The organism is [Clostridium] symbiosum ATCC 14940, assembly GCF_000466485.1.
Lineage (GTDB): Bacteria > Bacillota > Clostridia > Lachnospirales > Lachnospiraceae > Otoolea > Otoolea symbiosa.
This window is the reverse complement of record NZ_KE992965.1, coordinates 1-14,714: the sequence shown is the minus strand read 5'-3', so window position 1 is coordinate 14,714 and position 14,714 is coordinate 1. Positions and strand designations below refer to the sequence as shown.

The following is a 14,714-nucleotide window of genomic DNA, read 5'->3' as shown; positions in this document are numbered from 1 at the left end:
TACCGGCGGCGTCCTCACCTGCTTAATTAAATCTTTATTTTCTGCTTGCCACCCGGATCCTGCTCCTGTATACTTGAGTTGCAGTCCGGTCGGCCTTATACGGCCGCATGATATGAGAATAAAGAACCGTAAAGCAGAAAAAGAAAGAAGGATATTCAATATGAAAGAAACGGCAATTGTACATATAAAGAAAGGGGAGGCCCGTTCCCTGAAAGCGGGAGGTATGTGGATTTATGACAATGAAATCGCTCGGATTGAAGGGGAGTTTGAGAACGGTGATATGGTAAAAGTACTGGACTTTGACGGTTATGTCCTGGGAAGCGGTTTCATTAATACAAGGTCTAAACTGACAGTACGTATGATGTCCCGTAAAAAAGATGCGGTGATTGATGAAAATTTTATTGAGATGCGTGTCAGAAATGCCTGGGAATACAGGAAAGCCACCGTGGATACTTCGAGCTGCAGACTTATCTTCGGCGAAGCAGATTTTCTTCCCGGTATTGTGATTGATAAATTTTCCGATATTCTGGTTGTGGAATCACTGGCTCTTGGTATCGACCGATGGAAACCGGTCATTCTGGAAAAATTGAAAAAGGTTCTGCTGGAGGACGCCATATCCATCCGCGGAGTCTATGAACGCAGTGACGCCAAGGTCCGCCTGCAGGAGGGAATGGAACGGTATAAGGGATTTATTGGAGAGCCCTTTGATACCCGCGTGGAAATCGTCGAGAATGGAGTACGCTACCTTGTGGATGTAAAAGACGGCCAGAAGACGGGATTTTTCCTGGACCAGAAATATAACAGGCTGGCCATCCAGAAGCTCTGCAAAGGAAAACGCGTTCTCGACTGCTTTACCCACACCGGCTCTTTTGCCTTAAACGCCGCTGTTTCCGGCGCGTCCGAGGTGCTTGGCGTAGATGCCTCGGAACTCGGAATCACTCAGGCAAGACAGAATGCTGAGTTAAACGGCGTATCAGGCACCACCTCATTCCTCTGTGCCGATGTATTTGAACTTCTTCCCTCATTGGAACATAACGGGGAAAAATTCGACGTTGTCATTCTGGATCCGCCCGCATTTACAAAATCCAGAAATTCTGTGAAGAATGCGGTAAAGGGATATCGGGAAATCAACATGAGAGGGCTGAAACTTGTTAAGGACGGCGGCTTTCTTGCCACCTGTTCCTGCTCTCACTTTATGACTCCGGAGCTTTTTACCAGGACCATCCGTGAAGCAGCCGGCAGCGTTCACAAACGCCTCCGCCAGGTAGAGTACAGAACACAGGCTGCCGATCATCCGATTCTCTGGTCCGGTGACGAATCGTCCTATTACCTGAAATTCTACATATTCCAGGTATGCAAAGAGAAATAAAAAACAGCGCCGGTGCGGCGGGATTCTGTCAGAGAACCCGATCTGCACCGGTGCTGCTTTTTTGTTATTGAAGACAATGACCTGTGCGCGTAGCATGCAGGTCATCGTTCTGCCGTGCGTTTTAATAGCCCATAGGGCCGGAGAACTCTACGGTTCCGGGAGCATTGCTGTTTCCGCTGTTCCCTCCGGTTCCGGTACCCGGAGGAAGAATTACGCCCGTATCCGTGTTGCTGCCCGGTGCCTGGTTCTGGGAGCTGGAACCGCCCGGAGTATTATTGCTGCTCCCCCCAGGCGCATTATTGTTACTGCCTCCCGGCCGGCTGCTGTTATTTCCTCCTGGTGTACCGCTGTTATTTCCTCCCGGGGAATTACCGCCGCCCGGCATATTATTATTGTTCCCCGGCGCATTTGTGCCGCCCGGGACATTACTGTTGTTATTTCCGCCGTTTCCCCCGGAACCGGTGCCCGGATTATATCCGTTTGTATCCTCGGTTCCCGGACGGCTGCTCTCCGTCGTACCCGGTCTTACAATACTGCCTCCCGTCTCTTCCTCCGACGGCCTGCCGGATCCGCTCTCGCTCTCTCTGGTCGGGAATATCATATTTCCCTGGGAATCCGTCTCCTGCTGCACAGATTCACCCGGATATTCCGCAGACTGGGATTCACCTGTTCCCAAACTGCCATGCTCATTTTCCATCGATTCCCCGGAGTGACCGGTGCCGTTCTCCTTTGTTTCTTTCGTTTCCTCCGCCTCTGTAGTCTTTGGAACCGAACCTCCGCCCGTACCAACATCCCCGGCCGGTTTCGCTTCCTTCGCAAGGCCTGTGTCGGAAATAATCTTTCTGCTGATCGTCTTTACCGTATCCGTCGGTATATAATTTTCATCTCCAAACAGGAACCTGTGAAGCTCTATCACATTCTTCTCAAGTGTCTGTGGGATAACGCAGTCTCCCTTCTTTCCCATCTTCGCCTCGCCTCTCGCGCTTGGAAAACCGGTCGAATCACTCAGATGGAATTTCGGAAGCGTTCTTCCGATTGATATCAAATCACTTAGCTCCACGCTGGTGGATACCTGAGGGTATATCGTCTGTATCACATTATTGATCGTTGCCCAGTCGGCCTTCTTGAACTTCTCAAACGCCAGTGAGATAACCTTCCTTTGGCGTTCCGTACGGGCATAATCCGTATCCATCAGACGAAGTCTTCCGTATGCCACTGCCTGGACGCCGTCTAAATGGTTCATTCCCGTTTTCTTTAAATGGACGGAGTAGACTCCCGTTGCCTTGACCGTCTCCGTGATAAATGCATTGATATAATAAAGCTCTGCTTTGCTTATTTCCACATCAATACCGCCCAGAATGTTGATGGCATCGGCTACCGCCTTCCAGTTGAAGGTGGCGTAATCGTCAATATCCAGATCCAGATTCTTATTCAGCGCCTTCACTGCCTGCTCCGGCCCGCCCTGCAGATAGGCGGCATTAATTTTATTATAAGAGTTCTTATCGCTGATATTCAGGTATGTGTCACGGTAAACAGAAACCAGCTTAATCTCGCCGGTGTCCATGTTAATATTGCATACCATGTTGACATCGGAGTTGTTCCCTTTACCCACTGATGAATTCCGGCTGTCCACACCAAAAACGGCGATTGTCCAATAGCCCTTCATCTGCTCCTGTTTCTCCTCGGAAATTTCTATGTTTTTAATCTCATCCGGATTCCAGTCGAGCCTTGACATACCGCTCAACCGCTTGTCCACGTAAGAATATGCCGCAAAAATGATAACGCTTAAAAGAATCAGTACTTCAAAAAGAATAATTACAACCTTTCTTTTTCTTCTTTTTGCCTTTTTTCTGGCAGGGGTACTGTAAATTCCACTGTCCTTCTCCGGCTCTCCTCTGCGTCTGCTTTTCTGCTTCTCCTGCTGCGGTTCTTTTCTTCCGCGCTTCTGCCTCCTGCTCTCTTTCTCCGGTCCAGGCCTGTCATAATTCTGTCTGCGGCCGCCATCCTCTCTGAATGTGTCTGTGATCAGGTTAAGCCCGGGCTGTGAATGCCCTGGCTCCCGGTATCTTCTCTGTTCAATTTCTCTGTCTCCCATCCGTTTGACAGGCTGTCTGGCCCGGCTCCTTCTGTTTCGGGAGCGCTCTGCCTCATCATCATATCCCATGCAGTTGACCTCATCTTGTATAATTACCGTTTCGCGCCGTTATATAGTAACGCCGGCAGTCACTACCCGGCCTGGCTAGACGGCTAAGCTGTAAATATTAATACGCATTCTTATTGATAAATCCTTTAAAGAATGTCAGAAATAAAATTTTAAAATCAAAACCCAGCGTCCAGTTTTCGATGTAATAAAGATCGTGTTCTATTCTTCTGGTAATCGAGGTATCTCCCCTGTATCCGTTTACCTGGGCCCAGCCCGTCATTCCCGGCCTAACCTGATGTTTGATCATATAACGCGGAATTTCCTCTTTGAACTTCTCGACGAAAAAGGGGCGTTCCGGTCTGGGACCTACCAGGCTCATATCCCCCTTCAGCACATTAAACAGCTGCGGCATCTCGTCTATACTCGTTTTCCGGATAAAACGGCCAATCGAGGTAACTCTGGGATCTCCCGGCGTTGTCCACTGGCTCTTTTCCTTCGTCGGAGGCTGAACTGCCATCGAGCGGAATTTATACATCTTAAATGGCTTGTTGTGAAGCCCGACCCGCTCCTGGCTGAATATAACCGGCCCCGGCGAAGTCACCTTGATACCGATTACGGTAAGCAGCATAAACGGGGAAAACAGTACAAGGGCCACAACCGCGCCGAATATGTCCACGCCCCGTTTCATCGTTGCGTTCATGAGGCTGGTCAGCGGGACATGCCGGATATGAATTACAGGGAGTCCCTGAAGATCCTCCATAAACGGCTTTGTCGGTATAAAATTATGGTAATCGGGAATAAACTTTGTATGGACGCCCGATTTCTCACAGACAGCCACAATCCGTTCCAAATCGCCATACTCGTTAATACTCAGCGTAATGGCTATTTCGTCAAGGGTATTGAGCGCCAGAATTTCATCCAGGTCCGTTGTTTTCCCGATGACACGGATATTCTTATATTCTTTTCCCCACTCTTCATGGTCGTCAAGAATTCCCCTGACCTTATATCCCCATTCCGGATTGGCATTGACACGATCGATAAAACCTTCCGCCGCCCGGCTGTAACCAACCAAAAGAAGATGTTTCTGGTTGTACCCTTTGGAACGCATGGAACGGAGCGCCCTGCGCAGAATGCTCCTGACCGAAAATTCGGCAATTACATTGATTACAAAGAAAAGCACCAGCATCTGGCCGGAAAAGTTACCGAAATAATCATTCTTTCTGCACGCAAACAGAACCAGAGCAATACTCAGTAAACCAATTGTATTGGCCTTTAAAATATTCGCCAGTTCCAGTCTGCGCCCCTGAACACGCTTTGGCGTATACAGGTGGAAAAAAGCATAGAGGATCAGGTAAAGCGGCACAATAATGACAGCTGCAATCAGGTAAACTGCCGCCATAGCCTGCTTATTATGAGCCGTGACGCCTGACCATGGATTTCCAATCTGAATATACCAGGCCAGAGCATAGGAAAGTAATATTACAATTGCATCCAGCACCACATGAAAATTATTCAGACGTTTCTGATTATCTTTTATCATAGTATCTCACCCAGCTCCTGCTGTTATTCATCAAGGCGGTGAAAAGGTTTCATTCCGAACTTTTCACCGCCGTTTTTCTTAAGCTCCCGGGCCTGAAGGGCCGCCTGCGCCTGCCGGGTTCGCACCCTGCGTCTGGCTGGGAGCCGTATTATTTCCCAATGGGGAATTTCCGCCAGAAGGAGAATTTGTTCCTGATGGAGAGTTATTTCCTGACGGAGAGTTATTCCCTGACGGAGAGTTATTCCCTGGCGGGGAAACGTTTCCTGATGCCGACGTACTCTCCGATGTCGGTTTGCTGCTGTTGTTTGGCTTGGTCTCGCCCGGTTTGGCCACGTTAGAATTGCCTGGTCCGGTCGCAGCCGGTCCCGTCGCATTATTTTCGTCGGCTTCCGTTGTCCTGTCGGAATTGCTTCCCGGCCTGCTCGGTCTCGTGGAGGATCCTGGTCCGCTTCCCGGACCGTTACTTCCCGGGCCGTAATTTTCTTCATCGTCCCAGTCACCCCAGTCGTCCCAGCCGTCCCAGTCATCCCAGCCGTCTCCTGTACCGGATTCGCTGCTGTCTGCCGTCTGGCTTTCATCCGTCGAGGACTCCTCTGTCTCATCCGTCGAGGACTCTTCCGTCTCCTCTTCCGTCTGCTTCGCCGTCGCCGCCACTTTATCCGCCTGTTTCTTAACCTGCCTGTTAATATAGTTGCGGGCATTAATACCCTGATCGACAGGAACATGACTAATCAGTTTTCCTTCTTTATACATGCCGGATACACTGGCTATATGCTCACTGTACTGCTTAACATTAGATGGCACCTGATAATCCTGCGCATCGAAAAGGAATTTATGGAGTTCTTTCACGTTGTATTCAAGCGTCTGCGGCACCACACAGTCTCCTATTTTGCCAATATCAAGCTCTCCTCTGGCAGCCGGGAAACCGTATGTATCACCCATATGGTAATTCTTGATATTCCTTGCAAGCGGAATCAAATCCGGCAGGTCAAGGTTTGTCGCCACCTGTGGAACTACCGTCTCAAGAATACAGTTCAGCGTAACCCAGTCGGCCGATTTTGCTTTTTCAAATGCCTTGTTAAGAACAATACGCTGGCGTTCCGTACGGGCATAGTCCGTATCTCCCAGTCTCAGACGTCCGTAAGCAACCGCCTGTACACCGTCTAAATGTACATCACCGGCTTTTTTCAGATGCGTGGAGTAAATTCCCGTCTCCTCAACCGTCTCGGTGATATACGCATTAATCCAGGAAAATTCGTTTTCGCTGATGGTAATATCGATGCCTCCCAAAAGGTTGATGGCATCCGCCACCGCCTTCCAGTTAAATGTCGCATACTGGGTGATATTGAGTCCCAGATTCTTATTCAGCGCCTTAACGGCCTGCTCCGGTCCGCCCTGCGCATAAGCATAGTTAATCTTATTATAAGAGTTTTTATCATTTACATTCAGATAAGTGTCTCTGAATACGGAAACGAGACGGATTTCCCCTGTTTCCAGGTTGACGCTGCAAATCATGTTAACGTCTGAGTTCGTACCCTTGCCGACATTCATCTTCCCGCCGACGTTTCTGGAATCCACACCGAAACAGGCAATTGTCATATAGCCCTTCATTCCTTCTATCTGGGCATCGGTAAGCTCCGGGTTTTTAACCTCTTCTTCGTTAAACTCAATTTTCTGAAATGAGCCAAAGGTTCTCTCATATACATACCATCCGGCGGCGCCCACAACAATCACCAGAAGAATCAGGATCTCCGCGGCGATGATCATAATCCGCTTTTTCTTGTCCGGCCTTCTTCTCCTGTTATTTACTTTCTGCTCCCTGCGCCCTTTTCCGGCAGTTTCTCTTGCAGAACCTCCCCTGCTTGAACTCCCTCTGGTGCTTCCCTTGGGTCCGCTGTACCCGGAACGGAAAGCGTCACCGCCCCCATCTGCGCTCCGGCGCGTATCCGTGCCGCGCCCGGAGCCGCTCTGCGACGCATTCCGTCTCTGCTCTCTGCGGGCCCTCATGCGCTCCAGCTCATCGTCCTCGTAATTCATAAGACACCTCAACTTTCGCTTGTTTTTTTCTTTCGTCTTCTGACGGCAAACTCATACATATAGATAAAAGTGCCGGCAATCAGCTCCATCTCAATTGTGAGATAATGCATTAAGTTTTCCGGCCTGTACTTCACCTTTTTACAGGTGTGCGCCGTCTTCAGACCTTCTTTCAGGCCTTCCAGATAGTCTTTTTCATACCCCAGTTTTCTGAAAAACAGATACTTTAAAACTGTGCCTGCCGCGATCGGAACCGCATTAATAAAAAGCTGCAAAAACGGCATATTTTTATAGTTCAGGTAAACATTATTCCGTGCAGCCAGTTTAACTTTAAAAGAATTATATTTGGATCCGCTGGTTCCGCTGCCCACATGATACACGACAGCCGCCGGACAGTATACATTGTCATATCCCTCTATCCTGGCCCGGTACCCAACATCAATATCCTCCAGATAAGCAAAGTGCATCTCGTCGAAATATCCAATTTGCTCAAATATATCCCTCCTGTAGATAGCGGCGCCCGCACAGGAAGAAAACACCCTGCACGCTTTTTTGTAGCGCCTGATATCCTGGCCCACGCCGCGCTGGAAGGCCCAGCCGAGAAGTGAATACATATCCCCGGCATCATCCATCAGCTCCGGATGATACATCTGTATCATTTTGCTGCTGACGGAGAAAATCTTTTCAGAGCGTTCAATGGCTCTCACCATCTCCGCAACAAAATATTCGTCCACCCTGGTATCATTGTTCAGCAAAAGCACATAAGGTGTTTCCGATGCCCGGATGCCAATGTTGACCGCTCCTGAAAATCCTGTATTTTTATCCAGAAAAATCGTATCAATCTGATGCTCCCTGAGCCACTCCGCACTTCCGTCGGAGGAGCCGTTATCTACTGCCAGAATCCTGAAGTTCTTATAGGTCTGGGCATTCAGCGCCCGGATACATTCGTCCATAAACTTCATTCCGTTGTAATTGGGAATAATAACAGTTGTAGTTAATTCCATTCTCGTTTCCTTTAAAACCACTGTTCACAGCCGGCAAACCGCGTTCCGTGAACAGCAGCTCTTTAAATATCCAGTTTGTATGGTTCCCCTATCTTTTCCTTTTTTAAATCCCTCAGGGCAAAATTCGACTTTCTGAGAGTCAGGTTTGGATTGTAATACGGATCGCCGTTCTTTAAAATCTCCGGCCATTTTTCCGAAAAAATCTTAATCTCCCTGTTAAAACGCTCCACCTTTTCCGGAGTGTCCTCCAGTCCCCTGGACTTGGATTCATAATGATACAGAAGGGCATATGGATTATATACAACTAATTTTCCGGCTTTTTGCACCTTCATGCAATAATCGATATCATTAAAAGCGACGGCCAGTTCTTCCGAAAAACCGCCCACCTCTTCAAAAAGGGCCTTTTTACTCATCATACAGGCAGCCGTCACGGCACTGTAGTCCTGAGTGCTCATCGCACGGTGGAAATAGCTGTTCTCCGCACGGTGCAGGCCGATAAACGTGTGCCCTGCGATTCCGCCGAATCCCACGACAACTCCTGCGTGCTGGATCGTATCATCCTGATAAAGAAGTTTTGCACCGGCAATCCCCACATCATCGCGCTGGCATAAGCCCAGCAGTTCCTCGATGAAGTTCGGCGCAATCAGCTCCGTGTCGTTATTTAAAAACAGCAGATATTTTCCCTTTGCAAAGGTCACGCCGTAATTATTGATAGCGGCATAATTAAACTCCCGCTCCCAGTTCACAACGCGTACATTGGAAAATTCCTTCTGTATCCTGTCATAATAATCAAAGGTTTCTTTCTTCGTGCTGTTATTTTCCACCACGATGAATTCCAGGTTCTTATAGGTTGCGCGTTCCTCTATGCCCCGGATACAGGTGTCCAGATCCATATGGTGATCCTTATTTGGAATAATAACGGAAACAAGGGGATTGTCCTTAATCCGGTATACCGAATGGTATATTCCGTAATCGACTCCCTTTTCCACTTTTTCCGCCTCAATCCCTACTCTGTCATAATGGGCCATAATCGCCCTGGCTCCTGCCTCAAACGCATACAGCTTGCTTTCGGGATTGCTGGCCGTGGAATCCTGATGGCATCGCCAATGATATAAAACCTTGGGGATATGGCAGATTTTTGCTGCCCGTTCCGTACAGCGGAAGATAAAGTCATAATCCTGCGCTCCGTCAAATTCATGGCAAAATCCGCCGACCTCTGCCGCAAGCTCATGGCTCACCACAAACAGATGGCAGATATAATTGACGCTGCGGAGCAGATCAATATTAAAGTCTGGTTTGAAATGGGGATCGAAGAGCGCCCCCCCGTCCATGTCCAGCTTATCTTCATCTGAATAGAGAACATCGCATTCCGGATTTTCATTAATCTTCTTTGCACATTCATATAAAGCATCCGGTGTCATCATATCGTCATGGTCCGCCAGGACGATAAAATCCCCGTCCGCCATATCGATTGCGGCATTCGTATTACCGGAAATCCCCTTATTCTCTCCCAGAATCACATATTTAAAGCGCCTGTCTTTTTCCGCATAGCGCCGGAGTACACGCTCCACGCTCTCGCCTCTCGGACTTCCGTCCGCAACGCAGACCTCCCATTTTGCGTAGGTCTGTGCCAGAATTGAATCAAGCATCTCTTTCAGATAGCGTTCCGGCGTCTTGTAAACCGGTATGACAATGGAAAATTTCGGCATGTAGTCAAACCGCTCCTGCCTCTGCCGCTCCAGTTCCTCATTTGAAGGCTTTGTCAGGGAATACCACTCGCCATAGTCGTAATCATTGTCAATCCCCTGAAGCTTGTGTTTTGATTTGAGCAGAAGGGCCTTTAACCCATTCTCTTTCCAGAAATCAAGACAGACGTGAACCGTCTCCATATTCATCAGATCCCGGATCTTCTGTATCCGTTTATGGGCCACGCTGCTTCTTTTCTTTATTAAATCCTCATTATATTTAACCCGGATCCGCCTGTTTTCACCACGGATTACCAGATAATAGTCTTTTCCCCGGACGTAAGGGAACTGAATATCAAATCCAAATTCCCGATCCATCACTCTGCCAAAATAGATCTGGCTCACATCGTCCCTTCTGGTCGGGACATACTTGTGTTCCAGAGAATGGCGGGCCTCGTCCTCCACATCAAACGCAATCTTCGCATCCGGCGTCTTTCCAATGGCCCAGCCGTTGAGCTGTATTGAATTCTCACGTATCCTCACTACATCTACATTAAATTTCATCCCTGCACCTGCTGTTCCCGGCCGGCTTCCACGTCCGCATTACACGGAGTTTTGCCTCTGTCCTGTGGATTACTCTCCGGATGATGATTCTCCTCAAAGTTCAGCCTCTCTTCCTCAATCACAAGCGGCCGCTTCATCACTCTTGAATTAATAGACAGAATATACTCTCCTACAAGACCGATGAAAAAAATTTGTACAGACCCCAGGAAGCACATGCCGATGAGAACCGGGGCCATTCCTGCCGGAAAATCATACCAGTATAATAATTTCATAATAAGATAAACAAATGCTACCACCATGCTGACGGCTGCACAGATACTGCCGAAAATTGTCGCCAGGCGCAGTCCCACTTTCGTGTAAGAGGTAATGCTCAGCATGGCGGCATCGTATAATTTATAAAAGTTGTTGTGCGTCTTCCCGGCTCTTCTCTCCGGCTGGATATAAGGAATCTCTTTTCGCTTATATCCCAGTTCCGCCACAATGCCACGTAAGAACGGGGTCGGATCGTCCAGTCCGCGGAGTATCTCGATAAAGTCCCTGTCATAGAGTCCGGAGCCGGTAAAATGTTCTATCTGCTCAACATCGGACAGCCTCTTTATCATTTTATAATAACAGCTTCTAAGCCAGTACATGACCGGATTCTCTTTGCTGCCTTTTTTAATTCCGATTACAATTTTATAGCCGTTCTCCCATTCTCTGACATACTGTGGAATCAGTTCCACCGGATCCTGAAAATCCGCTACCATACTGATCACGCAGTCTCCGGTTACCTGGAGCATTCCATAATAGGGGGAATTAAACTGGCCGAAATTCTTTGCATTGAAGATAGCCTTGATGCGGCGGTTTTCACTGCAGAGCCTGCGAAGAATCGGCCGCGTATTATCAGATGAATCATTATCAATAAATACCAGCTCATAATCATAGCCCGGCAGATCCCGTTGCATGGTTTTTACAATCTCTTCGCTGATAGGGCCGACATTTTCTTCTTCGTTGTAACAGGGTATTAAAATGCTGATTTTCTTCATTTGAAAATATCTCTCTTTTCTATTTTCCTGTTTTATAGGAAACGTCATACATCTTTTCCTTATGGCGTATCCTGTGCCGATTTTTTCCGCGTAAACGCAGAAGCTTCCTTGCAAAAATCGTGCACCTCCCCCGGAGGGTTATTAAACGGCAATTTTTTGTCGTTTAATATAAAACTTTTTCCTGTTTTGAACGCTCCCTTTATTCTAAACGCCTTTGCTGTATTTGACAACCTACAATTTTCTTAAAATATTAAGGATTCCCTGCTCAAAATGGATTTCCGGAGTCCATCCTGTCACCCTTTTCATCTTTCCGATATCAGGAATAAGATTTACCACCCCTTCCGCATTCGGCTGCCTCAGGCCGTATTCGAAGCTCCCCCTGTTCTCGCAAAGCCTGTAAATTTCTTCTACAAATCCCCGGAGGGAGCGGGTCTCTTCCATCGGTCCCGCCAGATTGTAGACACAGCCATGCTCCAGCAGACTGCCTTCATATTCCGCCAGGCCGGCCAGCGCCCGCCCGGCATCTTCAATATAAAGAAAATTCCACATCTGCGTACAGTCTGAAAGCTCCATATGGCCGCCATGCAAAAAGGTATCAATACAAGTGGAAATCAGGGACCAGGGATGATCTCCCGGCCCATATGTGCTGAAAATGCAGGCATGTCCATAGTCCAGAGAGAGTTCCCTGCACAGCTTTTCAGCCTCCCGCCGGACCTTTAATTTTGCTTCCCCATAAGGAGAGGCAGGACGGCAGGTTATAGTTTCATCCATCAGCGTATTATGAACGCCGTATTCCGCCTGGGAGCCGGTAAAGAGAAAGCGGCGGCAGCCGAGAGCCTTTGCCGTCCTCACCGCATTCAGGGCGTCCTGCACGCTTCTCTCCTGGATCCCTGCGTCTTTTCTGGAACTGCTTCCGGCTCCGCGCCATCCCATATGGAGAAACACATCACAGTGTTCTTCCATCCTGTTAACCAGGTTACCCAAATTTCCTAAATCTTCTTCCAAAATTGTAAGATTTTCCGGTATTTTTCCATTTTGCAAGAGTTTGTCCGCCTTTGCGGAGTTCTCTCTGAGAACAGCAAAAACGCAGTGTCCTCTGTCCAGCAGCTCTTTTACCGCCCCTGTTCCGACAAAGCTGGTCGCTCCCGTTACTACTATATTCATGCCTCTTCCTTTTGTTTTATGATTTTATGGTTTGTTTTATAGCTCGTTTCTATGGTTCGCTTTTATGTGTTTGTTCAATTAATTCTTGATCCTCGGGATGAACATAATTTGTTCCATCTCCTCATCCGGCAGGAAAGGAGCCAAATCCTCCAGAGGCGGCGATACCAGAGTGCCGTCCGGCAGCTTCTTGGCCGCAGATTTCGGTTCAAAATTCTGTTCAAGTGTCACAAACACCTCACAGATAACCGGGCCGTCCATTGCCAGCGTCTCCTCCACCTTTTCTCCAACCTCGCCATTGTTATGGATTGCGACGTATGGAAAACCATAGGCCCATGCCAGCTTCTCCATGCTCGGAAATGTCAAATCACCGCTGTCTACACCGATTCCCACTAAAGGCTCACCAAAGAAATTCTTCTGTGTCTGGCGGATAGAGTGATAACCACCATTGTTAATAACAAAAATCTTAATTGGCAGGTAATTGCCAATCACTGTCTGCAATTCCTGAAGATTCATCTGAATGCTGCCATCGCCCGTAACGAGAACTATATCCTGGCTGTGATCCGCCACACAGGCCCCGATAGCGGCAGGCAGCCCATATCCCATAGACGCAATTCCCGAGTTTGAGATAAAACGCTGTCCCTTTTTCATGATATTGCCATGGCCGCAGACTACATTGGCAGAGCCATTGCCAACCACGACAATCTGCCCTTCATTCAGACGCTCGCTCATCAGCCTGGCAAAGGCATATACATTGGCTTCCGTCTCTGTTCCGTCTTCCAGATGGCGTTCCAGGACAACCGGATAGTCGCGTTTCCACCCCTGGCAGGTCTGCACCCACTCAGCCTGGGCCTTCTGAAACGCCTCGTCAGCCGGGGTGGCGCCCTCCGGCGTTCCTTCCGCATCCAATATTTCTTCCATCACCGTGAGAAGCTCTTTTACATCGGCGTGAACCGGCATATCCACGTGCAGTGTCGGTTTCTTTAATTCTTCGGCGTCTATATCGTTGACAATTACATAAGCCGCCCTGGCCCATGTGTCGAAACGGTAACCAATCTGGCGGAAGCTCAGACGGCTGCCCAGAGATAAGAGCAGGTCGCTGTTCTGAATTGCAAAGTTGCCGGCCCTGTCCCCGACATTTCCGCCTTTGCCTACATACAGAGGATGTTCATCATAAATGCAGTCTATACTGTCCGCTCCCGTTGCCACCGGAATTCCCAGTTTTTCCACCACACGCATAAACACCTCATGGGCCCCTCCGATACGGATTCCATTGCCTGCATTGATGACAGGACGCCTGGAAGTACGGATTTTTTCAATAATAGCCCTGGCCGTATCATGTGTCACCGGTTCCGGAAGATTTTCCCGGTATTCTCCATTTCCCTTTATATCCTCCGCAATCTCTGAAGCAGAAGGAGCCGCCCAGCCTGTTCCGCCTGCTTTATATGATTCTGCGTCAAAGCCGATTAAATCCTCCGTCTCCACTACAGCCGCCTGTACATTCAGAGGAATATCCAGCCATACCGGACCCGGCCGGCCGCTGTATGCCAGATAGAGGGCTTTCTCCATACAGAAGCGGATTCTCATCGGATCGATGACCATCTCACAATATTTTGTCATATTCGCCACTGATTTGGTAATATCATATTCCTGATCGCCCATGGCCCTCAAATGGAGTCCGGTGCTTCTTGCCGTCGTATCATACCGGACCTGGCCCGAGATCACAAACATCGGAATCGAATCCATGTAACCGCCGGCCACGCCTGTCATAGCGTTAATTCCCCCTGGCCCGGTGGTAACGCAGACAGCGGCAATCTTATTATTAATTCTGGCATAACTCTCCGCCGCCATGGCACAGGCCTGTTCATGGTGATTATACATGCAGTGAAGTCCCTCCTGATGCCCCAGAGCATCATCCAGATGCATCGCACCTCCGCCGGTGATTAAAAATACATCCGTGATCCCACTCTCTAAAAGTTTTTCCGCAATATAGTTGGAAACTTTTTTTTGCATAATAATTTCTTCTCCTCTTTTAAATCTTCTCTATAAAGTTTTATTTTTATTCGTAAAATACCTCATTAAGTCTTCATATTATACCACACTCGCTTCTGTCTGCCTATATAAGATTTTCTTACATATCCTGCTGTACAAAACAAATTGGAGATTTAACTGAGGTTGGGAGGACGCGT

9 protein-coding genes are annotated in these 14,714 nt (G+C 48.4%); 1 reads left to right on the top strand and 8 read right to left on the bottom strand.

The annotated features are described in order from the left end of the window. The first annotated feature begins 160 nt into the window (after window positions 1-160). Window positions 161-1,369, top strand: coding sequence for a class I SAM-dependent rRNA methyltransferase (locus CLOSYM_RS15375; protein ID WP_044902539.1), 1,209 nt, complete (start codon window positions 161-163; stop codon window positions 1,367-1,369). A gap of 121 nt (window positions 1,370-1,490) precedes the next feature. Here CLOSYM_RS15375 and CLOSYM_RS15370 read toward each other — a convergent pair whose 3' ends face one another. The 8 genes from CLOSYM_RS15370 to CLOSYM_RS15335 all read right to left on the bottom strand — a co-directional run bounded on the left by CLOSYM_RS15370 (window position 1,491) and on the right by CLOSYM_RS15335 (window position 14,538). Beyond that, on the bottom strand, window positions 1,491-3,533 hold the full coding sequence (locus tag CLOSYM_RS15370; protein ID WP_021642811.1) for an LCP family protein: 2,043 nt from the start codon (window positions 3,531-3,533) through the stop codon (window positions 1,491-1,493). A gap of 97 nt (window positions 3,534-3,630) precedes the next feature. Then, on the bottom strand, window positions 3,631-5,052 hold the full coding sequence (locus CLOSYM_RS15365) for an undecaprenyl-phosphate glucose phosphotransferase (protein ID WP_003501397.1): 1,422 nt from the start codon (window positions 5,050-5,052) through the stop codon (window positions 3,631-3,633). A 78-nt stretch (window positions 5,053-5,130) separates the two neighbouring features. After that, entirely contained in the window at window positions 5,131-7,089 is a 1,959-nt protein-coding gene (locus CLOSYM_RS15360; RefSeq protein ID WP_021642810.1) for an LCP family protein, read from the bottom strand. A gap of 8 nt (window positions 7,090-7,097) precedes the next feature. Continuing rightward, the gene (locus tag CLOSYM_RS15355) at window positions 7,098-8,090 is read right to left on the bottom strand and encodes a glycosyltransferase family 2 protein (protein WP_021642809.1); all 993 of its coding nucleotides are present in this window, start codon (window positions 8,088-8,090) and stop codon (window positions 7,098-7,100) included. Window positions 8,091-8,152: 62 nt separating this feature from the next. After that, window positions 8,153-10,339, bottom strand: coding sequence for a glycosyltransferase family 2 protein (locus CLOSYM_RS15350; protein WP_009296968.1), 2,187 nt, complete (start codon window positions 10,337-10,339; stop codon window positions 8,153-8,155). Next, window positions 10,336-11,364, bottom strand: a complete 1,029-nt coding sequence (locus CLOSYM_RS15345) for a glycosyltransferase family 2 protein (RefSeq protein ID WP_044902542.1) — start codon at window positions 11,362-11,364, stop codon at window positions 10,336-10,338. Before CLOSYM_RS15345 ends, CLOSYM_RS15350 begins: the two co-directional genes overlap by 4 nt. A 231-nt stretch (window positions 11,365-11,595) precedes the next feature. Then, a complete protein-coding gene (locus CLOSYM_RS15340; RefSeq protein ID WP_021642807.1) occupies window positions 11,596-12,528 on the bottom strand; it encodes an NAD-dependent epimerase/dehydratase family protein in 933 nt (310 codons plus the stop codon). A gap of 78 nt (window positions 12,529-12,606) precedes the next feature. Then, on the bottom strand, window positions 12,607-14,538 hold the full coding sequence (locus CLOSYM_RS15335; protein WP_021642806.1) for a thiamine pyrophosphate-binding protein: 1,932 nt from the start codon (window positions 14,536-14,538) through the stop codon (window positions 12,607-12,609). Window positions 14,539-14,714 lie beyond the last annotated feature (176 nt).